The sequence below is a fragment of the Nocardia higoensis NBRC 100133 genome (genome assembly GCF_000308595.1).
GTDB lineage: Bacteria > Actinomycetota > Actinomycetes > Mycobacteriales > Mycobacteriaceae > Nocardia > Nocardia higoensis.
Genome location: NZ_BAGA01000064.1, coordinates 1 through 17,696 on the forward strand (window position 1 = coordinate 1; position 17,696 = coordinate 17,696).

The following is a 17,696-nucleotide window of genomic DNA, read 5'->3' on the forward strand; positions in this document are numbered from 1 at the left end:
CACGAAGGCCCCCGACATTGTCGGGGGCCTTCGGCGTTTCCGGGCTACGGTGGCGGTATGACGGCGACGAGGATCGGTAAGCACATCCGAGCTCCCCGCGACGCGGTGTACCGGCTCCTGATCGACGGCGAGGCTGTCGCGCGGTGGATGGTGCCGGACGGGATGACCAGTGCGGTCCACGAATTCGATGCCAGGGAGGGCGGCGCGTTTCGCATCACGCTCACCTACGACGACCCGACGGCGGTCGGTAAGACGGGCGGCAACGTGGACAGCTATCGCGGACGCTTCGTGATGCTCGTGCCCGGCGAGCGAGTGGTGCAATTGGTCGAGTTCGATACCGACGATCCAGCGGTCACCGGCTCGATGACGATCAGCTACACGCTCACCACTGCCGGTGCGGGTACCGATCTCGAGGCGGTGCACGAGAATCTGCCGAGCGGGATCAGGCCCGAGGACAACGAGATCGGCTGGCGGATGTCGCTGGCGAAACTGGCGGCGCTCGCCGAGCAGCCCTGAGCAGTCACGTGGCTCGGGGGACTGCCGGCTGAACGGTCCATGCGGGCAGTGCCGGGCGATCCGAGGGGACGATACGGGCAGCGTTGGTTCGTGGCGGGGCTTCGGGGTCGTCGTTACCGTGGAGTGATGTCGCCGTTGGACACCATGCATCCGTGCACCGTCTCCGACTGGGACGACCAGCGGCGCAAGGCTCGGTTGCGGGAGACCCGTCTGTGGCGCCGCGGGCCGAGGCTGCGTCGTACCGGTACCGTCCTCGTCCGGGGAGCCGCAGCGCTGCTGATACTGCTCACCCTGCTGGTCCAGTACCGGGTGTACGACGTGGCGCCCGAGCGGGCCAGACTGGCGCTGACCGCGCCGGCGCTGCTCCCGGTCGCTCCGCCCGCTGATGGGCGGGACTGGGACACCGCGGTCGTCGACCTGGTCGGGCTCGGTGGGCTCGATGCCACCGACACCGCGGCTGCACTGCCCGCGCTGCGGGATTTCGGGGTGGTGTGGGCGATCAGATACGACAACCGAGGCATCGACAGCAAGGTGATCGCCGACCTGATCGTGCGCGCCGCGCAGATGTCGGGCGTGCGCAATGTGGTGCTCCTCGGACACAGCATGGGCGGGGTGATCGCGCTCGAAGTCGGCGAGCACATTCATCGGGACAGCGACCGCAGGCTTGCCGCGGTGGTCCTGGACTGCACGCCGGTGGATCTGAACGCGGTGCGACCGGAAAGCCGCGGTCGTGGCGAGGACATGCTCCGCTGGATGGGCTGGCTGCCCGGTGCCAGGGAGAGCCGCACGCTGCGAATGGTCGTCGAAACCTATGCGCGCCGAGAGCGATTCGTCGATGTCGCCGCCGATCCGATCCCCGGCATCCGACTCGACGCATTGCGTGAGGTGCTGGCGGAGGTGGCGACCGAGAAAGTGTTCTCGCAGAACACGGCGAGCAACGGGCTGATCGAATCGCAGTTCCGGGCGATCGTCGGCGGCGGTGCGGTGGACAATCTGCGTGCGCTGGCGAAGCCGGCGGACGGCAAGCCGCGCCCGGCGATCGTGTTCGTGCGCCCGCGCTATGCGGACAGTGACCGGGTGGTCGACGTCGAGTACTCCCATCGGGTCCTGATCGAGCAGGTCGGCGGGATGGACGGGAGTCTGCTCGTGGCGATGCCGCGCGGCACGGGGCACGCCGATCCCGGGCAGGCGCCGGAGCGGTACAACGCGCTCGTGCAGCGGCAGGTAGTGCCGTTCGTGGAGCGATATCTGGATCAGGGGCGCGATACCGGGACCAGTGCCGCGCCGCCGTGACGGTGGGCTCGTCGATCCCGTGAGGCAATAGCGAGGGACGGTTCAGCCGCCGCTTGAATCTTCATGTGAGCAAGTGGTGTCAAGAGTAATTACCGGGTTCCGACGCCGGCGCGTCTCCTCCGGCAGCGTGAAAACCGGCCTCCAACAGGGGATTCAACGTTTCTGTACAACTGTCTTGTTCGATGTCCGCTAATTCGAATCAGGGTGTCGGCAATGGTGTCGGTCGGGTGGGGGCCGTTGCTTGAATACTGAGCATGTCAGGAACTCGCACCACATTCGGCCGCCGCGGCGGCCGTCGGATGACCGCCGTTCTGCTCGCCGTGGCGACCGCAGCGACCCTGGGTATGACCGGCTGTGCCAAGGACGACGGACCGGTCGGCGAGGCCGCGACGACACCGCTGTCGACCGAGGTTCCGCCCGGCACCAAGCTGGTGATCGCCGACCAGTCCGAGCGACTGCAGTCGGCCCTGCGGTTCTCCGGCGAACTGGACAAGCTGCCGTTCGAGGTGGAATTCGCCAACTTCGTCGGTGGGCCTGCCATCCTCGAGGCCTTCCGTGCCGGCGCGGCCGACGCCGCTCCGGTGGGCGACACGCCGCCGATCCACGCGCTGGCCGCCGGCCAGGACGTGCCGATCGTGGCCGCTTACCAGACCAGCATCAGTGGCCTGAAGCTGGCTGTGGCACCCGGTGTTTCGGTGCCGACCCTGAAGGATCTGAAGGGAAAGAAGATCGCCTACGCCGAGGGCACCGCACAGCAGGCCGCCGTGCTGCGGGCGCTGGACAAGGCGGATCTCAGCGTCGACGATGTGCAATTGGTCCGGCTGCAGCTGGCGGAGTTCCTCGACGCCGTGCGTACCGGGCAGGTGGATGTGGCGCCGCTGATCGAGCCGAACGTCACCCGCTTCCTGCGCACCGAGGGCGCCTCACTGGTCCCCGACGAGGAGACCAAGGGCATCTACACCGGCCTGGCCTACCTGTACGCGCGCCGTGAGGTCACCAACGACCCGGCGAAGTCGGCTGCGCTCGCGGTTCTGGTCGGCGCCTACGTGCGCGCCTACCAGTGGGTGAACACCCACCCCGAGGAGTGGAAGCAGCAGTACTACGTGGGGAACCAGAAGGTTTCCGCCGAGGACGCCGACCGCATCGTGAAGTCCCTGGGTGATTACGTCTTCCCGCACCTCGACCAGAACCTGATCGACCGTCAGCAGCAGACCATCGACGTCATCGACGCCGCCGGCCATCTGCCCCGCAAAGTCCGGGCCGCCGATGGCTTCGACCTGCGTTTCGACACCGTCATCACCGATGCGGTCACCGAGTCCGGCGCCGCGTTCGAGCCGAAGGAGAAGTAATGGCGACGTTGGAAGCAACCGGCGTTCTGCGCCGGTTCGGGGGGACCGGCGCCACGGCGGACCGGGTGAAGACGTCCGGACGCACCCGGCGGAAGCTGGGGCCGGGCAAGCAGATTCCGTTCGGGTTCGCGCTCGGCCCCGGCTTGCTGATCGCGGTCTGGGTGATCGGCTCGGCCGCGGGCGCGATCGACCCCGACACCCTGCCCGCGCCGTGGACCGTCGCACAGACCGCCGGTGATCTGATCGCCGACGGACGTCTGCAGTCGAATCTGTGGACCTCCCTGCAGCGGGCCGTCATCGGCCTGGTGCTCGGCGTGGGCATCGGCGTCGTGCTGGCATTGATCGCGGGTCTGAGCCGGCTCGGCGAAGCGGTGATCGACGGGCCCGTGCAGATCAAGCGCGCGATTCCGACGCTGGCGCTGATTCCGCTGTTCATCGTGTGGTTCGGCATCGGCGAGGAGATGAAGCTGATCGTCATCACGCTCAGCGTGCTGGTGCCGATCTACATCAACACCCATGCCTACCTGCGCAGCGTCGACTCGCGGTATGTGGAGCTGGCGGAGACGGTGCGGCTCTCGCGCACCGACTTCGTCCGCAAGATCGCGCTGCCGGGTGCGCTGCCCGGCTTCTTCATCGGCCTGCGGCTGGCGGTCACCATCTCGTGGCTGGCGTTGGTCGTGGTCGAACAGGTCAACGCGACCAGCGGCATCGGCTATCTGATGACGCAGGCGCGGACCTACGGCCAGATCGACGTGATCGTCGTCGGTCTGGTGATCTACGGCCTGCTCGGCCTGTTCGGTGACGTCGCCGTGCGCGCGGTGGAAAGGAAGGCGCTGTCATGGCGACAGACACTCGGGGACTGAGCGTGGTCCGGGCCCGGGGACTGAGTCGCGGGTTCGGGGACCGGACGGTCCTGCGCGATATCGATCTCGACATCGCCCGCGGTGAGTTCGTGGCGCTGCTGGGCCGCAGCGGTTCCGGCAAGAGCACATTGCTGCGGGCGCTGGCCGAGCTCGACGAGAACGTCATCGGTTCCGGTGAGCTGAGTGTGCCGGCCGAGCGCGCGGTGGTGTTCCAGGATTCGCGGCTGCTGCCGTGGACGCGGGTGCTCGACAATGTGATCCTCGGGCTCGACGGCAAGGACGCGGCCGAGCGTGGCCGGGCGGCGCTGGCCGAGGTGGGGCTCGCCGGTCGCGAGAAGGCCTGGCCACGTGAGCTTTCCGGTGGCGAGCAGCAGCGGGTGGCCTTGGCCAGGTCGCTGGTGCGGGAGCCGAAGCTGTTGCTGGCCGACGAGCCGTTCGGCGCGCTGGACGCGCTGACCCGGATCAAGATGCACGTCCTGCTGCAGGATCTGTGCGCCAAGCACAAGCCGGCGGTGCTGCTGGTGACCCACGATGTCGACGAGGCCGTGGTGCTCGCCGACCGGGTGCTCGTCCTCGACGCGGGCGTCATCGCCACCGATCTGCGTATCGATGTCCCCCGCCCGCGCCGCCACAGCGATCCCGAATTCATCCGTGCCCGTGAGGTTCTGCTCAACGCGCTCGGTGTGGACACAGAACCCGGTGAAGTAGCGCTCGAGAAGGAAAAGAAGGCATCATGAGCGACCAGCCCCGTCAGCTGAGCCTGAACGCGTTCATCTACCCCTCCGGCCATCACGAGGCCGCGTGGCGGCACCCCACGGGCAGCCCCGAGCGCATCTACGACATCACCTACTACCAGGAGATCGCGCGCACAGCCGAGGCGGCGAAGCTGGACGCGGTGTTCTTCGCCGATGGCCCGGCGCTGCGCTCGAACGTGAAGTACAACGCGGCCTCCGGGCTCGAGCCGATCACGTTGCTGACCGCCATCGCGGCGGCGACCAGCCGGATCGGCCTGATCGGCACCGCCTCGACCACCTACTACGAGCCCTACAACCTGGCGCGGCTGTTCTCCAGTCTCGACCATCTCTCCGGCGGTCGCGCGGGCTGGAACATCGTCACCACCGGAACGGATCTCGCGGCGGCGAACTTCGGTCTGGACGAGCATCCCGTGCACGCCGACCGGTACGCGCGGGCCAGGGAATTCGTCGACGCGGTGGTCGCGTTGTGGAACAGCTGGGAAGACGACGCCATTCTGCTCGACAAGGAGAACGGGCAGTACGCCGACCCGGACAAGATCCACCGGATCGACTTCGAGGGCGAGCATTTGCGGGTGCGTGGGCCGCTGAACTCCGCGCGCACGCCGCAGGGGTATCCGGTGCTCGTGCAGGCCGGTGCGTCGAACGAGGGCCGGGCGTTCGCCGGCCGCTATGCGGAGGCCATCTTCACCGCGCACCAGCGGCTCTCCGACGCGCAGGCCTTCTACTCCGACATCAAGGCCAGGGCAGCCGAATTCGGCCGCAATCCCGATCACGTGAAGATCCTGCCCGGCATCAGCCCGTTCATCGGGGACACCGAGGCCGACGCCAAGCGGCTCGAGCGCGAGTTCAACGAGCTCACGGTGCCGGAGTACGGTCTGAGCCAGCTGGCCGGCATCGCCGGCCGTGACCTGCGGCATCTGGATCTGGACGAGAAGGTTCCGGTGGAACTGTTCGCCGACGCCGGCGACGTGACCGACAACAACCGCAGCCGACTGCAGGTGGTCGCCGGCATCGTGCAGCGGGAGAATCCGACGCTGCGGCAGCTGTTGCACCGGCTGGCGGGCGCGCGCGGGCACCGGGTGTTCGTCGGTACCGCGGAGCAGGTGGCCGACACCATCGAGGAGTGGTTCACCCAGGGCGCCGCGGACGGTTTCAACGTGATGCCGCCCTACTATCCGGGCGGTCTCGAGGTGTTCGCTCAGACGGTGGTGCCGATCCTGCAGGAGCGCGGGCTGTTCCGCACCGAGTACACGGGGACGACGCTGCGTGACCACTTCGGTCTGCCGCGTCCGGAAAGCCAGTTCGCGCGGCAGCCCGCCCTGACGAGCTGAAAGGGGCAGGAAGCGAATCGGATCCGGCCGGTCCACGCGGTGACGCGCGGGCCGGCCGGATCGCGTTGCGGGAGTGCCCCTGGAATTCTGGCGAGGGAACGGGGGCGGGGCCTCAGCAGCGGCCGATCCGAGGGTCTGGACACCTGTCTTGATGGGGCTCCGTTAATTCGAATCAGGCTGTCGGCAATGGTATTGCGCGGGTATCATCCGTTGCTTCAATACTGGACATGTCAGCAACCCGCGCTGTGGTCCGCCGGATGGCCGCTGTTCGCCCTGCCCTCGCAACCACTGTCACTCCGGGCGGCTGCGGAGTCGACGACCATCTCGGTCTGCCACACCTGAAGAGTCGGTTGGCCGTCGCCCAGCCCGCGTCGGCGCGGTGAGCGACTTGCCGGAGGTCTGTACGGAAGACAGGTCGATCCGCTGCGGCTCGCAACTCGGGAACAGCATCGGGGCCGTGCGATGAGCATCGACGAGGTCGCCGCGCCGCGGGTGGCGGTCGAGCGGGTGAAGCTGAGCAGCCTCACCTGGTCGGTGTTCGTGCCGATGGTTCTCTACGGCACCGGCGCCGGTGCGGCCGCGCCGATGTTCGCCCTGCGGGCGCTCGATCTCGGTGCGTCGGTCGGCGCGGCGGGTCTGGTCGTGGCGCTCAGTGGGCTCGGCATGGTGCTGACCGACCTGCCCGCGGGCCGGATCGTCGCCAGGATCGGCGAACGCGGGGCGATCGGGCTCGGCACAGCGCTCGGGCTCGCCGGTGTGCTGGCCGCGATCGCGGCGCCGAATCTGATCGTGCTGGCGGTGGGCATGCTGCTCACCGGCGCGTCCGGCGCGGTGTGGGGGCTCGCCCGGCAGACCTACATCGCGGGGGTGGTGCCGCCGCAGGAGCGGGGCCGTGCGCTGTCGCTCTTGGCCGGCTCCCATCGGCTCGGCTTCTTCGCCGGGCCGTTCCTCGGCGCCGGGCTCGTGCACACGATGGGACCCAACGGTGCGCTGTGGTTGCAGTGCGCGACCACCGCGCTCGCGGGGCTGGCGATGATCGCCGTCCGCGATGTCAGCAGCGGCGGTGGTCAGGCGCACACCCTGACCTCGGTGATGATCGAGAACCGCCGGGTGCTCGGCACGCTCGGCTCGGCGGCGCTGCTCACCGGCGCGGCGCGCGCGGCCAGGCAGTCGCTGGTGCCGCTGTGGGCCGCGCACATCGGACTCAGCCCGGTGGCGACCAGCCTGATCTTCGGCATCTCCGGTGCGGTCGATGTGCTGATGTCGTACCCGGCGGGCGTCTTCATGGACCGATTCGGCCGCCGCGCCACCGGGGTTCCCTCGATGGTGTGCTTCGGGCTCGGTTACGCCCTGCTGCCGTTCACCCACAGCGCGGTGACAGCGGGGATCGCCGCGGGGTTGCTCGGTCTGGCCAACGGCATCAGCAACGGGCTGATCATGACGGTGGGCGCGGATATCGCCCCTGCGGGCAAGCGAGCGGAATTCCTCGGGGCGTGGCGGCTCACCCACGATGTCGGCATGTTCACCGGCCCGCTGGCGGTCGGTGCGATCAGTGCGCTGACGCTGCTCGGCGCGGCTTCGATCGCGCTGGCCGGATCCGCACTGGCGGGCGCGTGGGCGATGTATCGCTGGTTCCCGGCGGGGCCGGGCGAGGTACACGCTCATGTCCTGGACGCAGCCACCGAGGCGCCGCGGGCAGGACGCCGAAAGGTCTGGCGGATCGGCCGATAGGAATCGGGAATGCGATGCCGTGGACACCGGCGGTGTTCACCGGACGCTGGTCGAATGGGGCGGCATCGTCCGTCAGGGAGGAATGAACCATGACCAGTATCGACACGCGGCCCGAGGGCACTGTTGCCGCACGCGTCGAGGAATTGACCACGATTTTCGAGCGAGGGCTGCAGGAGAATCTGGGCGTCGGGGCTTCGCTGGGCATCCGGTTGGAGAGCGCGAGTGAGGGCCGCACGCGGTATTACCTGGATCCGAATCCGGCCACCATCAACGCCATGTTCACCGTGCACGGCGGGGTCATCGCGACTCTGATGGACACGGCGATGGGCAGCGCGGTGTTCACCACGCTCGGTGACGGCGTGGCCTATACGACGCTGGAATTGAAGGTCAACTTCATCCGATCGGTGACGATGGACGGGTCGCGGCTGACCTGTGAGGCGACCGCCATCCATGTCGGCAGGCGCACCGCGACCGCGGAGGCCAGGATCACCGACGCCGCGGGCAAGCTGATCGCCCACGGCTCCACCACGATCATGGTCCTGCAGCCGGAGAAGTGAGCGGCCACGACAGTGGCCCCGCGGCGTGAAATTCTGCGCTGCGGGGCCACTGTCGCCGCAGGCTCAGGTCAGGGCGCGGCACTGCGTGATGAACCGCATGAGCTCGTCGAGCCGGTCGGAGCGAGCGTCCACGGCGCGGTCGAGCACCTTCACCAAATGTTCGTAGGCCTGGGTGTGGTCGTAGGAGGCCACGTCGGCGATCTGCAACGCCCACCGCCAGTAGCCGCGCATGGTGTCGGCCAGCGGCATCCGGAAGTCCGCGATGACGTCGCGGATCGGCTCGGTCGTCGCGTCGCCCTGCACCCGCAGGTAGCGGCCGACCACGTCGGCCATGAAGCTGAAATGGCGTGCCTCGTCGCGGGCCAGCCGTCCGAGTATCGCGGCCAGCACCGGATCGGCGACGACATCGCGCAGCTGCTGGTAATACATCTGGGTCGCCTTCTCCTGTACGAGCGCGTAGGCGAAGAACTGCACCGGATGGTCGTAGGGCAGATCGAACGGCTTCTGGCCCTCCACCGCCAGTTCGGTGCGCAGCGCGCCGCGGTCGGCGATGCCTGCGGCGTCCTGGTATCGGGCCAGCGCGCGGGCGTGGGTGTCCTCCTCCAGCGCCCAGCGGACGGTGAAGTGGTACAGCTCGCGATTATGGACGAAGCTCACGCGATTGACGCTGTCGTCCACCGGGAAGTATCGGTGGTAGACGTCGAAGTAGCCCGGCAGGTGGTCTTCGATCAGGGTGACGAACCGCACCGCCGAACGCTGACCCTCGGTGAGCCGGTCCGCGTCGGCGCGCGGCCAGTCGAACGCGGTCTCCACATCCCAGGAGCGGGCGGCGGGCGAGGCGGCCAGGAAGCCGTCGACCGCCGCCGCCATCTCGTCGACGGGGATCAGTGCGGACGCGATGTCCCTCACCTTCTTCATCGGGCGGCTCTCCTCATCGGGCGTTGCGGCAGGTCAGCGCATAGTGTTTGGTGGTGTAACCCCATCCGGCGTTGGCGATCTCCAAGTAGTGCCGCAGCCGGTCGGCCAGCCCGGGGCTGTGCGTGTCGATGCGGGCGGCCGCGGCGTCCACGTTGGCGATCCAGTCGTCGATGGTGCGCCGGTAGTGCTCGGTGAGGTCGTCCACCGCGATGATCGAGAATCCGGCGTCCTCGGCGGCGGTCACCAGCTCCGACAGCGGTCGCAGCTCGCCCCAGCCGAAGATGTCCTCGCGCACGAACTCGGTGCCCGCCCGGCCGTCGAACGCGGTGCGCGCGGCGGCGTGGCGGAAGCAGCTCTCGGAGACATACAGCGTCCCTCGCCTGCGCAGCACCGCGCGCGCCCTGCCGAAGACCGCGTCGAGATCGGGCATGTGCACGATGGAGCCGAGCAGGGTGATCGCGTCGACGCTGCGCGCGGGCAGGTCCATCCGTTCGAAGTGCCCGACCTCGGTGCGGACCCGCTCGGCGACGCCGCGGGCCCGGGCCTGCGCGGCGATGTACTCGTGCTGGCGCGGCGCCGGGCTGACGCCGGTGGCGCGGCAGCCGAACTCCTCGGCCATGAACAGGATCAGCGATCCCCAGCCGCAGCCGACGTCGAGCAGTTGCTCCCCACCTTGCAGCCCGAGCCGTTGCGCCACGAACCGCAGTTTGCGCCGCTGCGCCTGCTCGAGGGTGTCGGCAGGCGACTCGTAGAGCGCGGAACTGTATTTGCGCAGCGGATCCAGGAATTCGCCGAAGATCTCCGGGTCGAGGTCGTAGTGCTGGTTGGTATCGGCGGTGACGCTCACGCGGCGGCCTCCCGCAGTGCGCGGTCGACCACGGTGACCACGTCCTCGAGGCTGGACAGTTCGAAGACGTCCTGGTCCTCGAGCTCGATGTCGTAGGCGCGCTCGATCTTGGCGACCATGCGCAGTACGCGCACCGAATCGACCCCGGCCATGCCACGCAGGTCGGTCTCGGGCCGCAGCTCGGCGGCGGGGATGCCGGTCTCGGCGAGGGCGATCTCGGTGACGGTCCGCAGGATCTCGGCGGTGTCGGTCATGACTGGACTCCATTCGTGGCAGTGGGGTTGTTTCGCGTCGCGAGTGCGTGCGAGAGGGCGGCGATCTCGTCGTCGCCGAGCGTGAGGTGATGGCGTGCGTCTTCCAGTGCGAACGGTTGATAGGTGGCGGTGGAGGTGGCGCAGACGGCGCCGTCGGCCGCGCGGATCTCGGCGCAGGCCCGCAGCGGCTGTCCGGGCGGGCTCGGCTCGAGGCAGGCGAGGCAGTGGTAGTCCCGGTCGATCAGCAGCGGCGTGAGGAACCGGGTGCGCTGGGTGACGGTGAAGGCGGGACGGTGCCGGGTCAGCACGATCAGGTTGCCCATCAGTTCGTCGCAGATCACGCCGATCAGCCCGCCGTGCACGATGCCGGGATAGGACTCGAACGAGCGGTCCAGCCGGAAATCGGCGCGCAGGCCGTCCGGGTGAGGAGTGAAGGTCAGCCGCAGCCCGGCGGCATTGTGCGGGGAGCAGCCGAAGCAGTGGTAGTCGGGGATCACCGACCACGGCACCGCGACGGGGTCGCCGGTCGTCATGGTCAGGCGAGGGCGTCGGCGAGCGCGCGGCGCACGCGCGCGTTGCTGGACAGATCGAGCCCGGTGATGCCCGCGAAGGTGCGCCGGACCTTGTCGTGCAGTGCGTCCAGTTCGCCGTCGGCGGCCACCTGCCCGAGGAACAGTTCGAAGCCGGTGTCGATCGTCGCGTGCTCGCCGCCCTCGCTGATGCCCGACTTGAAGGTGCTCACCGGATGCTTGATCTTGGCTTCGGAGCTGTAGACGTAGAGCGTTTCCAGCACCGAGGGCAGCTCCTCGGGCCTGCGCTTCAGCCGCTCGGTGGCGTAGTGGATGAACTCGCGCGCATGCCCGGCCTCGTCGCGACCGGCTTTGAGCAGCAGGCTTTTCAGGACCGGCTCCTGCACCCAGGTGGCGACCGCGCGGTAGACGTGGTTCACGGTCAGTTCGGAGATGATGTTGGTGGCCAGGGTGGCCGCGGGGGTGGTGCCGGGCGCGTACGGTGCGCGCATCGCGCTGACGGCGTCGTCGTCGACGCGGTGCCCGACCGCGCCCAGCCAGGCGCGGAAGGCGTAGTGGTGCTGGACTTCCTGGAAGCCCCACACCACGGCGAAAGCGGAGAAGTCGTAGTCGTCGACGAACTCGTCGAGGAAGCCGTGCACGGCCGCGATGACATTGGATTCCCCCATCGCCGCGCTCTCGGCCAGGGTCACGTACTCCGGACGCACCAGCGAGGTGTCCACCGCGTCGAGATCCAGATCGGTCAGCCGCCAGTGCAGGCGCTCGTAATGGCGGAAGACGTCGTAGCTGTGCACGGGGGGCTCCATTCCTGAGGGCGGGATTGCTGCGGTGCGCGGAGTGCTGCGGGGCGGGGTGGGCGAGGTCAGCGTTGCCGCGCGAGCAATTGCCCGGCGGTCAGGCGCTGCAGCTTGCCGCTGCTGGTGCGGGGGATGCTGCGCGGCGCGACGAGGTGCACCTCGACGGCGGCCAGCCCGAGTTCGGCGGCGATGCGCCCGCGCACCCTCTCGGCGAGCGCGTCCGCGTCGGCGCCTTCGAGTTCGGTCTCGGCGATCAGCGCGATGACGTCGGCGCCTTCCGGATCCGGCGCGGCGATGCAGCGGCCCTGGTAGAGGCCGTCCAGTCCGCGCACCGCGTGCTCGACGTCCTGGGCGTAGTAGTTGACTCCGCGGACGGTGATCATCTCCTTGCGGCGGCCGGTGACGAACAGTTCCCCGCCGCGCAGGTAGCCCAGATCCCCGGTACGCAGCCAGCCGTCGGAGAACATCGAGGCGGTGCTTGCCGGATCGCCGCCGAGATACCCGGCGGTGACCGACGGACCCTGGATCAGGATCTCGCCGACGCCGCCGTCGGGCCGGTCCCGGTCGTCCGGATCGACCACGCGCATGCGCAACCCGGCCACCGCGGTGCCGACCCCGGCGACGGCGCGCGCGCCCGGCGTGTCCGGCGAGATGGGCAGCGCCACCGCGCTGTCCGCGAGCCGGGTCCGGTCGACCCACTCGAACCGCGGCCCCCGCCGCAGCGGCGGGAACGTCACGGCCAAGGTCGCCTCGGCCATCCCGTAGACGCCGAACATCGACGACGGATCGAATCCGGCGGGGGCGAATCGCGCGCAGAAGGCGGCGACCACCTCATGCGAGATCGGCTCGGAGCCGTTGAAAGCGATCCGCCAGCGCCGCAGGTCGTAATCGCCCGCATGTTCCGGCGGCACCGCGGCCAGCAGCGCCTCGTAGCCGAAGTTCGGCATCGCGGTGATCGTGGAGCCACTGGCGGCGAACTCCGCGAGCCAGCGCGCGGGGTCTTTGACGAAGGCGAGCGGCGACCACACATGGGCGGGGATGCCGCGCAGGATCGCCGACAGCGTGCCGAACAACCCCATGTCGTGGAACAGCGGCAGCCAGAAGCCGCCGCGGTCGGTGTGATCGAGCGCGATGCCGGTGCGGATGGCGGCCAAGCCGGCGAGCACGTTGCGGTGGGTCAGCCGCACGCCCTTGGGGTCGCCGGTGCTGCCGGAGGTGAACTGCACCACGGCCGGGTCGTCGGCAGCGATGTGAGGCAACGGCGTGTCGGCCGTGTGATCGGTTTCGGCCAAGGCCGCGGTGTCGAGGACCGAGACCTGCCCGGCGCCGACCTCGTCCGAGGTTCCGAACAGGGCGGCGGCGCCGGCGAATCGGTGCGACACCAGCACGGTGCGCATCCGGGCGGCCGTGGTGATCGCGGTGAGCGTGCGCGGGAAGGACTCCGTCCGGCGCGCCCCGGCGGGCAGCGGCAGGGGAGTGGCCGCGCCGCCCGCGGCGGTGACCGCGAACAGCGCGATCAGGAATTCCGGCGCGTTCGGGCACAGGATGCCCACCGGTTCACCGCGCCGCACCCCGTGCCGGACCAGCGCCGCCGCCATGACCTGAGACCGGTGGTGCAGTTCGGCGTAGTTCACGGTTTCCGACACCGACCAGAATGTCGCGGGCACGTTGGGGTGGGTGGTCGCGATTTCGGCCAGCCGGCCCGGCAGAGTTTCGGCGGTCTGCGCAGAATCCATGCCCGCCACGACAGCAGCGCATTGTGACATCGCGCTGAATTCGTTGTGAACCGGCGACGGTGATAATCACTGCCGATCAGCCAATCGAATTGAGCCGTAGGGTATTTCGGCTATTGCGCGATAGAAGCGGGCGATGAGCGCGCACCGCGGGATCGGCCGGCGGCACGATCGGTACGCACAATCGTTTCCCATTCAGGAGTTGCCGGTGAATTCCGACCGATACGCCGCGCGGGAATCGTCGTCCGGTGAATTCACGAACGCGCCGGGTCGCGCCGTCGTTCTCGGCGCGGGCATCGCCGGACTGCTGGCCGCCCGGGTGCTGTCCGAGCACTTCGCCGAAGTTCTTCTGGTCGAACGCGATCCGCTCGACGACGAGGGGCCGCGACGAGGTGTGCCACAGGGCAGGCATCTGCACGGGCTGCTCGATCGCGGCCGCACGGTCCTCGAGCAGCTGTATCCGGGGTTCACCGCCGAGCTGGTCGAGCTCGGCGCGGGCACCGCCGAGGCGCTGGTGGGCACTCGCTGGTATCTGGGTGGCCTGCGCGCGGCGCCGACCACGACCGGCCTGACCTCGCTGATGGCGAGTCGCCCGGCGCTGGAGGCGGTGCTGCGCCGCCGCACCCTGGCGACGCCGGGCATCCGCTGGTACCCCGGCGCCGCACGCGGGCTCCTCGGCGATGCCGACGAAGTGAGCGCAGTCCTGCTGTCCGGCGATTCCGGTGTCCGGCCCGAGTCCGCGGATCTGATCGTCGACGCGACCGGTCGCGGCTCCCGCGCGCCGGAATGGCTCCTCGCGCTGGGAGCGTGCGCGCCGATGGAGGAACGGCTCGAAGTAGGCCTCGGCTATGCCTCCACGCTGATCCCACACATCGAGGGCCAGTTGGACGGGCATCGTTCGGTCATCATCTCGACCGGTGCGGGCGGACGTGGCGGCGGCGCGATCCGGGTCGAGGGTGACTGTTGGCACATCACGCTGGCCGGGATGCTCGGCGATCATCCGCCGACCGATCCCACCGGATTCGCGGCTTTCGCCGCCACTCTCGCCGCCTCGGACATCCACGGGTTGATCGTCGCGGCCGAGTCCACCGGACACTGGAGCGGGCAGGAACAGCGCGCGATCGTGGCGCACAAGTTCCGTGCCCCGGTGCGCCGCCGTTTCGACCGGCTGCGGTCGGTGCCGCGCGGCTTCGTCGTGCTCGGCGACGCGCTGTGCAGTTTCAATCCGCTCTACGCGCAGGGTATGACCGTCGCCGCGCAGCAGGCGCTGGTCCTGCGCGAATGCCTGGCCGCGGGCGCGGGCGCGGATCTGCCCGCCCGGTTCTACACCGCCGCGAGCGCTGTCGTGGACGTCGCCTGGCGGCTCTCGGCCGGGTCGGACCTGGCGAACCCGGGGGTGCCGGGGCCCCGCAGCCTGCGCACCCGGCTCACCAATGCCTATGTGGCGCGGGCGCATCGGGCCGCGCACGTCGACCCGGTGGTCTCGCGCACCTTCCTGCGGGTGGCCAACCTGGTGGAACCACCGACCGCGTTGCTGCGACCCGATCTCGCCCGGCGCATCCTGTGGCGCCGCGACGACAGGATCGGCACGCCCGCGGAAACGCCCGCCGTCGCCGAGCCGACCGCCTGAGCGGCCGTTCTCCCCGGACCGCTGCCGCCGAACGAACCCATCCATTCCCCAACGAACGCACCCCCGACCGGAGGGACCACTCGACATGGACTCGACTACCGCGAGCGCGGTTGTCGCGGAGCAGGATTCCGCGATCCAGACCGCCATCGCCCACGTGTTCGGCCCGGAAGGGCGACCCGACCCCTACTCCGCGGCGCGCGTCCTGCGGGAAGCGGGGCCGTTGCATCAGACCCCGCTGGGCCACTACCTGCTGACCCGCTACGACGACTGCGCCGCCGTGCTCTCGACCACCGCGTGGAGCCACGCGGAGGAGGCGGCGATGATGCATCCGACCGTCTCGCCGGAGGACGCGCCCGAAGAGCTGCCCACCTCGTTCCTGTGGATGGAGCCGCCGGACCACACCCGGCTGCGCAACCTGGTGACCAAGGGTTTCACCCCGCGCATGGTGACCCGGCTGCGGCCGCGTATCGAGGAACTGACCGAACAGCTCGTCGATGACGCGCTGGCGGCAGGCGAGTTCGACCTGATCGAGAAGATCGCGTACCCGCTGCCGCTGATCATCGCCTGCGAGCTGATCGGCGTGCCGCCGGAGGCCTACGAGCAAGTGCACCGGTGGTCGCAGGATCTCGCCCGTGGATTCGACCACGACTACACCCTGCCGGAGGAGGCGTTGCGCGCGCGCAGTGCCGGTTCCCGCGGATTCATGGCCTACTTCCGTGAACTGCTCGACGCGCGCCGCCGGGCACCGGCCGACGATCTGCTCAGCGTGCTCTCCCAGGTGGAGGACCGCGGCGACGTGCTGACCGAGCAGGAATTGCTGGCGACCTGCATCACCACCTTCGTCGCCGGACACGAGACCACCGCCAATCTGATCGGGACCGGGATGCTGCAGCTGATGCGCAACCCGGACCAGATCGCGGCCCTGCGTGCCCGTCCCGACCTGACCGCCACGGCCCCCGACGAACTGCTGCGCATGGAGCCGTCGGTGCAGATGACCACGCGCGCCGCCACCAGGCCGATCACCGTCGCCGGCCGGGAATTCGAGCCGGGCGAGGGGGTAGTGGTGCTGATCAACTCGGCCAACCGCGACGACGACGTCTTCCCCGGCTCCGACCGGCTCGACGTGGCCCGGTACTCCGATCCGCACGCACCCGCCAAGAAGCATCTCGGGTTCAGTCTCGGCATCCACTACTGCCTCGGCGCGCCGTTGGCGCTGCTGGAGATGGAGGTGCTGCTCGATGTGCTGCTGCGCAAGGTGAAGGACATCGAACTCCGCACCGAGACACCGCTGTACAAACCGAACGTCGTCATCCGCGGCCTGGCCGCGTTGCCCACCCGGTTCACCCCCGCCTGAACAGCTGCCCCGGCAGTGCGGTCGGCGCACTGCCGGGCCGGCGGGCGATTCACGTCGGTGATCGCCCGATTCGCAGCGCTTTTCGCCCAACGATCATCCCATTTCCGCTGGATACGCTGCTGTCGTGCCTCGGCCCGGAAGCAGCGGCCGAGCGGCGAGATATCCTCCGCGGCCGATTTTTCGGCCGAATCAGCAGTACTCATGAAGGGAGCCGCCATGTCCGATGCGGACATCGAGCGGGCAGCGCCGGAATCCGAGGCGTCGGGGCCGACCCGGCGCGCCGCACCCCGCAAGCTCGCGGTGGACAGTCCTTACCTGCATCGCCTGCAACGCCGTCACTTCCTGCTGTTCGATGTGCTGCCGATCTTCGGCACCGTGGCCGCGATCGCCTTCGCCTGGGTCCATCCGGTCGGGGTCACCGAGATCGCGCTGCTGATCGGCGGATGGATGGCGACGGGCCTGGCGATCACGGTCGGCTACCACCGCCTGTTCACCCACCGCACGTTCAAGGCCGTTCCCGCGGTGGTCGCCGTGCTCGCCGTGGTCGGGTCCATGGCCGGCCAGGGCGGTGTGCTGTCCTGGGTGGCCATCCATCGCCGTCACCACGAGTGCAGCGATCAGGAGGGCGATCCGCATTCGCCCAATCTCTCCGGCGACGGCTTCCTCGGGCGGGTGCGCGGACTGGCGCATTCGCACTTTCTGTGGATGCGCCGCCACGAGTATCCCAATATCGTCCATTACGCGCCGGATCTGCTCAAAGATCGCATGCTGGTACGCATCTCGCGGCGTTACCACTGGTGGGTGGCGCTGGGGACGGCGATTCCCGCGCTCGTCGGCGCGCTGGTCTACCAGAGCTGGACCGGCGCGGTCAGCGGACTGCTGTGGGGCGGCCTGGTGCGGATGTTCGTGCTCGAGCACATCGTGTGGGCGATCAACTCGTTCCTGCACATGTTCGGCACCCGCCCCTACCGGGCGCGCGGTAACAGTCGCAACGGCGGCATCTTCGCGCTGATCTCCTTCGGCGAGTCCTGGCACAACAACCATCACGCCTTCCCGGACTCGCCGTCGTTCGGTCTGGACTGGTACCGCCTCGATCCCGGGTACTGGCTGATCCGGCTGCTCGCGCTGGCCGGCCTGGCCTGGGACGTGCGGGTTCCCACCCGAGAACGGCTGGCCGACAAACGTATTCGACCCACCGAAGCCGCCGCGGGCGTGGCGGCGATCTGAGAACGGACGAC

17 protein-coding genes are annotated in these 17,696 nt (G+C 69.2%); 11 read left to right on the forward strand and 6 right to left on the reverse strand.

Going from position 1 to position 17,696, the window contains the following annotated elements; genetic code table 11:
- Window positions 1-57 precede the first annotated feature (57 nt).
- From ON26_RS08510 to ON26_RS08545, 8 genes are all read left to right on the forward strand, one after another.
- Window positions 58-516, forward strand: coding sequence for an SRPBCC family protein (locus ON26_RS08510; protein ID WP_040795477.1), 459 nt, complete (start codon window positions 58-60; stop codon window positions 514-516).
- Between the two features lie 126 nt (window positions 517-642).
- Window positions 643-1,809 (forward strand): alpha/beta fold hydrolase, encoded by a 1,167-nt coding sequence (locus ON26_RS08515; protein ID WP_040795478.1) that lies wholly within the window; start codon window positions 643-645, stop codon window positions 1,807-1,809.
- 299 nt (window positions 1,810-2,108) lie between these two features.
- On the forward strand, window positions 2,109-3,158 hold the full coding sequence (locus tag ON26_RS08520; RefSeq protein WP_051026837.1) for an ABC transporter substrate-binding protein: 1,050 nt from the start codon (window positions 2,109-2,111) through the stop codon (window positions 3,156-3,158).
- On the forward strand, window positions 3,158-4,021 hold the full coding sequence (locus ON26_RS08525) for an ABC transporter permease (RefSeq protein ID WP_040795479.1): 864 nt from the start codon (window positions 3,158-3,160) through the stop codon (window positions 4,019-4,021). Before ON26_RS08520 ends, ON26_RS08525 begins: the two co-directional genes overlap by 1 nt.
- Window positions 3,997-4,758 (forward strand): ABC transporter ATP-binding protein, encoded by a 762-nt coding sequence (locus ON26_RS08530; RefSeq protein WP_083883942.1) that lies wholly within the window; start codon window positions 3,997-3,999, stop codon window positions 4,756-4,758. Before ON26_RS08525 ends, ON26_RS08530 begins: the two co-directional genes overlap by 25 nt.
- Window positions 4,755-6,107 carry an LLM class flavin-dependent oxidoreductase gene (locus ON26_RS08535; RefSeq protein WP_040795480.1) on the forward strand — a complete coding sequence of 451 codons (1,353 nt, stop codon included), beginning with the start codon at window positions 4,755-4,757 and terminating at the stop codon, window positions 6,105-6,107. The genes ON26_RS08530 and ON26_RS08535 overlap by 4 nt, the downstream gene beginning before the upstream one ends.
- 462 nt (window positions 6,108-6,569) lie before the next feature.
- Entirely contained in the window at window positions 6,570-7,838 is a 1,269-nt protein-coding gene (locus ON26_RS08540; RefSeq protein WP_051026839.1) for an MFS transporter, read from the forward strand.
- Window positions 7,839-7,927: 89 nt separating this feature from the next.
- Window positions 7,928-8,395 (forward strand): PaaI family thioesterase, encoded by a 468-nt coding sequence (locus ON26_RS08545; protein WP_040795481.1) that lies wholly within the window; start codon window positions 7,928-7,930, stop codon window positions 8,393-8,395.
- Between the two features lie 63 nt (window positions 8,396-8,458).
- Here the strand turns inward: ON26_RS08545 and ON26_RS08550 are convergent, their stop codons facing one another.
- The 6 genes from ON26_RS08550 to ON26_RS08575 all read right to left on the reverse strand — a co-directional run bounded on the left by ON26_RS08550 (window position 8,459) and on the right by ON26_RS08575 (window position 13,477).
- Entirely contained in the window at window positions 8,459-9,313 is an 855-nt protein-coding gene (locus tag ON26_RS08550) for an acyl-ACP desaturase (RefSeq protein WP_040795482.1), read from the reverse strand.
- Window positions 9,314-9,326: 13 nt separating this feature from the next.
- Entirely contained in the window at window positions 9,327-10,160 is an 834-nt protein-coding gene (locus tag ON26_RS08555; RefSeq protein WP_040795483.1) for an SAM-dependent methyltransferase, read from the reverse strand.
- Window positions 10,157-10,414 carry an acyl carrier protein gene (locus tag ON26_RS08560; protein WP_040795484.1) on the reverse strand — a complete coding sequence of 86 codons (258 nt, stop codon included), beginning with the start codon at window positions 10,412-10,414 and terminating at the stop codon, window positions 10,157-10,159. The genes ON26_RS08555 and ON26_RS08560 overlap by 4 nt, the downstream gene beginning before the upstream one ends.
- Window positions 10,411-10,947: a PaaI family thioesterase gene (locus ON26_RS08565; RefSeq protein WP_040795485.1), complete on the reverse strand. Its 537-nt coding sequence runs from the start codon at window positions 10,945-10,947 to the stop codon at window positions 10,411-10,413. The genes ON26_RS08560 and ON26_RS08565 overlap by 4 nt, the downstream gene beginning before the upstream one ends.
- Window positions 10,948-10,949: 2 nt before the next feature.
- Window positions 10,950-11,738, reverse strand: a complete 789-nt coding sequence (locus ON26_RS08570) for a ferritin-like domain-containing protein (protein WP_040795498.1) — start codon at window positions 11,736-11,738, stop codon at window positions 10,950-10,952.
- Between the two features lie 68 nt (window positions 11,739-11,806).
- Window positions 11,807-13,477: an AMP-binding protein gene (locus ON26_RS08575; protein WP_040795499.1), complete on the reverse strand. Its 1,671-nt coding sequence runs from the start codon at window positions 13,475-13,477 to the stop codon at window positions 11,807-11,809.
- A 205-nt stretch (window positions 13,478-13,682) separates the two neighbouring features.
- On the opposite strand from ON26_RS08575, the gene ON26_RS08580 reads away from it, so the two are divergent.
- The 3 genes from ON26_RS08580 to ON26_RS08590 all read left to right on the forward strand — a co-directional run bounded on the left by ON26_RS08580 (window position 13,683) and on the right by ON26_RS08590 (window position 17,685).
- Window positions 13,683-15,104 carry an FAD-dependent oxidoreductase gene (locus tag ON26_RS08580; protein ID WP_051026841.1) on the forward strand — a complete coding sequence of 474 codons (1,422 nt, stop codon included), beginning with the start codon at window positions 13,683-13,685 and terminating at the stop codon, window positions 15,102-15,104.
- Window positions 15,105-15,189: 85 nt separating this feature from the next.
- Window positions 15,190-16,458, forward strand: coding sequence for a cytochrome P450 (locus tag ON26_RS08585; protein WP_040795486.1), 1,269 nt, complete (start codon window positions 15,190-15,192; stop codon window positions 16,456-16,458).
- A gap of 216 nt (window positions 16,459-16,674) precedes the next feature.
- On the forward strand, window positions 16,675-17,685 hold the full coding sequence (locus ON26_RS08590; RefSeq protein ID WP_040795501.1) for an acyl-CoA desaturase: 1,011 nt from the start codon (window positions 16,675-16,677) through the stop codon (window positions 17,683-17,685).
- Window positions 17,686-17,696 lie beyond the last annotated feature (11 nt).